General features: G+C 71.0%; 2 protein-coding genes. One reads left to right on the top strand and one right to left on the bottom strand.

What is annotated here, in order from left to right; translation table 11 throughout:
• A partial coding sequence (locus ACIQWG_RS38395; protein ID WP_404105003.1) for a LacI family DNA-binding transcriptional regulator occupies window positions 1-945 on the bottom strand: 945 nt, incomplete at its 3' end.
• 379 nt (window positions 946-1,324) lie between these two features.
• On the opposite strand from ACIQWG_RS38395, the gene ACIQWG_RS38390 reads away from it, so the two are divergent.
• Window positions 1,325-2,650: an ABC transporter substrate-binding protein gene (locus tag ACIQWG_RS38390; RefSeq protein WP_404105000.1), complete on the top strand. Its 1,326-nt coding sequence runs from the start codon at window positions 1,325-1,327 to the stop codon at window positions 2,648-2,650.
• Window positions 2,651-2,844: the final 194 nt, after the last annotated feature.

Below are 2,844 nucleotides of genomic sequence, written 5' to 3'. Positions count from 1 at the left end.
CATGCGGCGGCCCATCTCCTCTATCGGCTGGCGGACGCTGGTGAGGGGCGGGTCCATGTGGCGGGCGATGGCGGAGTCGTCGTAGCCGACCAGGGCGACGTCGTCGGGGATACGGCGGCCCGCCTCGCGCAGGGTCTGGCGGGCGCCCGCCGCCGTCACGTCCGACCCCGCGAAGACCGCGTCCAGGTCGGGGCAGCGCTCCAGCAACGCCGCCATCGCCCGCGTGCCGCCCTCCTCCGTGAAGTCGCCCGGCTCGATCAGCCGCTCGTCGACCTCGCGCCCGGCGTCGCGCAGGGCGTCGCGGTAGCCGTCGACGCGGCGCTGGGCGCCGTAGACGTCGAGACGGCCGGTGATGTGGGCGATCCTCCGCCGGCCCCGGGCCACCAGGTGCTCCACCGCCGAGCGGGCGCCGCCGTAGTTGTCGGAGTCGACCGAGGTCAGGGTCTCCGCGGCGGAGCGCGGGCCGCTGATCACCGCCGGGATCTCCAGCTGGGCCAGCATGTCGGGCAGCGGGTCGTCGGCGTGGACCGAGACCAGCAGGACGCCGTCGACCCGGTGCGCCGCCAGGTACTGGGCCAGCCGCCGGCGTTCCTTGTCGCTGCCCGCGAAGATCAGCAGAAGCTGCATCTCGGTGTCGGCGAGTTCGGCGCCGACACCCTTGAGCATGTCCGAGAAGTACGGCTCCGCGAAGAAGCGCGTCTCCGGCTCGGGCACGACCAGCGCGATGGCGTCCGTACGGTTCGCGGCGAGGGCTCGGGCGGCGGTGTTGGGGACGTAGCCGAGCTCCGCGACCGCCGCCTCCACCGCGGCACGGGTCGCGTCGCTGACCCGGGGCGAGCCGTTGATCACCCGGGAGACGGTGCCGCGGCCGACGCCCGCGCGTGCCGCCACCTCTTCGAGGGTGGGACGCCCGCCGCTCCGGCCCCGCGCTCCGTGGGTTGCCATGGGGCTCCGCCTTCCCGCCGTTGTCTGGTAGCTGGCCTGGAATTTAACAGCCCAGTCCGTCGCGGTGACCGTCTCGGGGCTGCCGCCCCCGGCCCCGGCTCCGGCCTCGACGGCCTCGTCCTCGGGCACCGGCCGGGGTCGGCCGGTGTCAGTTAACGGCCCGATAACTGAACGCACCTCTCCGCTCCCCCACCCTTGACACCCCTGCCCGGACCGACGACTCTTCAACACATCACCTGTGGGAGCGCTCCCACAGTACCTGACACATACACATCCCGCACGTTCCCCGCCCGAGCCGCAGCGATGCATGAAGACGAACTAACGGGCCCAACAATGCCGTTGGCCGGGGGGTCGGCACGTCAGGCAACAGGAGGACGCAATGCGCACGTCTACCCGCGGGTCCCGCCGGCTGATGGCCCTCGCGGCCGCGGCCGCGCTCACGACAGGGCTGCTCGCCGGCTGCGCCGAGGACGCGGACGACGGCTCTTCGGGCGAGGGCGGTGGCAACGGCGGCGGTGGCAAGACCACGCTCACCATCGGCACCTTCGGTGTCTTCGGCTACAAGCAGGCCGGCCTCTACGACGAGTACATGAAGCTCCACCCCGACATCACCATCAAGGAGAACGTCACCACCCGTACCGACGTCTACTGGCCCAAGACCCTCACGCGTCTCCAGGCCGGTTCCGGTACCGACGACATCCAGGCGATCGAGGTCGGCAACATCACCGAGGCCGTCCAGACCCAGGCCGAGAAGTTCGTGGACCTCGGCAAGGACGTCGACAAGTCGCAGTGGCTGGACTGGAAGAACGCGCAGGCCACCACCCAGGACGGCAAACTGATCGGGCTCGGCACCGACGTCGGTCCGATGGCGATCTGCTACCGCAAGGACCTCTTCGAGCAGGCCGGTCTGGAGACCGACCGCACCAAGCTCGCCGAGCAGTGGAAGGGCGACTGGAGCAAGTACGTCGAGGTCGGCAAGGAGTACATGAAGAAGGCGCCCAAGGGCACCAAGTTCGTGGACTCGGCCTCCTCCGTCTACAACGCGGCCCTCGGCGGCGCGGAAGAGCGCTACTACGACAAGGACGGCAACGTCGTCTGGGACAAGTCGCAGGGCGTGAAGGACTCCTGGGACGCGGCCATGGAGGTGGCCACCAGCGACATGTCGGCCAAGCTGAAGCAGTTCGACAAGCCGTGGGACCAGGGCTACGCCAACGGCACCTTCGCGACCGTCGCCTGCCCGGCCTGGATGATCGGCTACATCCAGGAGAAGTCCGGTGAGGCCGGCAAGGGCAAGTGGGACGTGGCGGCGGCGCCGACCGCGGCCAACTGGGGCGGTTCGTTCGTCGGCGTGCCGACGGCGAGCAAGCACCAGAAGGAGGCTGTCGAACTGGCCAAGTGGCTGACCGCGCCCGAGCAGCAGGCGAAGGTCTTCGCCAAGCAGGCCAGCTTCCCGTCGACCCCGTCGGCGTACTCGACCCTGAAGCCGGCGACCGACACCACGGCGTACTTCTCGAACGCGCCGATCACGGAGATCTTCGCCGACTCGGCGAAGACCATCCCGGTGCAGTACTTCGGCGTCAAGGACCAGCCGATCAACACCGCGCTGACCGACATCGGCATCCTCCAGGTCGAGCAGAAGGGCAAGAGCCCCGAAGAGGGCTGGGACGCCGCGACCAACGAGATCAAGGACGTGCTCGGCCAGTGAGCAGTCCCAAGCAGGCCCTCGCGCATCCCGCGTCGAGCGCCGACGCCGCGCCCGGTGACCAGCCGGGGGGGGGCGGCCGCGCGCCCCGGCGCGGGGGGCCCCCCCCCCCCCGCCCCCCCCCCGGGGGGGGGGGGGGGGGCCCGGGGGGCCGGGGGGGCGCGGCGGGCGCGGAGGACACCCCCCACAAAAAACAA

This window comes from Streptomyces sp. NPDC098781 (genome assembly GCF_044759995.1).
Taxonomy (GTDB): Bacteria; Actinomycetota; Actinomycetes; order Streptomycetales; family Streptomycetaceae; genus Streptomyces.
The sequence above is the reverse complement of the archived record's forward strand: the minus strand, read 5'-3'. Positions and strand labels throughout refer to the sequence as shown.